Below are 1,288 nucleotides of genomic sequence, written 5' to 3' on the forward strand. Positions count from 1 at the left end.
AGGTTATGCAAGGAAGTTGAATTACCAGAAGAATTTTTGGACCGTTATCCGGGACAACTTTCCGGGGGACAGCAACAACGGGTCGGTGTGATCAGGGCTTTAGCAGCAGATCAAGATCTGATCTTGATGGACGAACCGTTTGGTGCCTTAGATCCGATCACTCGTGAATCACTGCAAGATTTGATCAGCGACTTGCAGAAACAATTAAAAAAGACGATCGTTTTTGTGACCCATGATATTGACGAAGCGTTGCGGTTAGCGACGACTGTTGTGATCTTGGATAAGGGGCATATTGTGCAAAGTGCTTCTCCAGAAGAAATACTGCAACATCCGGCCAATGATTTCGTTAAAGATCTTTTAGGTGAAGAACGTTTGAGTCAAGCTCGTGCCGAACTTTCTAGTGTTGACCAGATCATGATAAAAGACCCAGTTAAGATCACTTTGGAACGTTCTGTTTCAGATGCGGTTAAATTGATGCGTGAACGTCGTGTCGACACATTGCTAGTTGTTGATGAAGAAGAATATTTTAAGGGGTATGTTGATATTGATACGATCACTAGTCACTATAAGAGTGCAACTAGTGTTTCTGATTTATTGAGTACTGATATGCCGACCTTGCAAAGTGACACTTTAGTTCGAAAAACCGTACGCAAAATGTTGAATCGTGATTTCAAGTATTTGCCAGTGGTAGATAAAAATAACAAGTTGTTGGGTATCGTGACACGGACCACTATGGTCGACGTAGTTTACGATACGATCTGGGGTAATGGTGCCAATGATGAGCTTGTTAGCGAGGATAGCGAAAACGTAGAAAATAGTGATCACGACAATGATGATCAGCCTGTTAAAGGAGCGTGATCACAATGACAGCCTTTTTAAGTCAATATGGTAGCGAATTAGTTATGAAGACTTGGGAACAGCTTTATATCTCGGCGATCGCTTTGGGGCTGGGTGTTTTAGTTGCTGTTCCGATCGGTGTTACTTTGACCCGTTTTCCTAAGACTGCTAGTGTGATTGTTGGTTTAGCTAGTATGTTACAAACGGTACCTTCTTTAGCCCTGCTGGCATTGATGATCCCGCTTTTTGGGATCGGGAAAGTACCAGCGATCGTCGCCTTGTTCATTTACTCTTTATTACCGATCTTACGTAATACTTATATCGGAATGAATGACGTTGACCCGACGTTAAAAGATAGTGCACGGGGAATGGGAATGACGACCATGCAGTCGATCTGGCAGGTTGAGTTACCGATGGCCATGCAAGTTATAATGGCAGGGATCCGTTTGTC

General features: G+C 43.2%; 2 protein-coding genes. Both read left to right on the forward strand.

Going from position 1 to position 1,288, the window contains the following annotated elements; translation table 11 throughout:
- Positions 1 to 858: CBS domain-containing protein (locus LACPOB_RS12015; RefSeq protein WP_040533045.1), on the forward strand; the 858-nt coding region annotated here is incomplete at its 5' end.
- Between the two features lie 5 nt (positions 859 to 863).
- Positions 864 to 1,288 (forward strand): ABC transporter permease (locus tag LACPOB_RS13130; protein ID WP_017868533.1); only part of this gene is annotated, 425 nt, incomplete at its 3' end.

The organism is Ligilactobacillus pobuzihii E100301 = KCTC 13174 (assembly GCF_000349725.1).
Classification (GTDB): domain Bacteria; phylum Bacillota; class Bacilli; order Lactobacillales; family Lactobacillaceae; genus Ligilactobacillus; species Ligilactobacillus pobuzihii.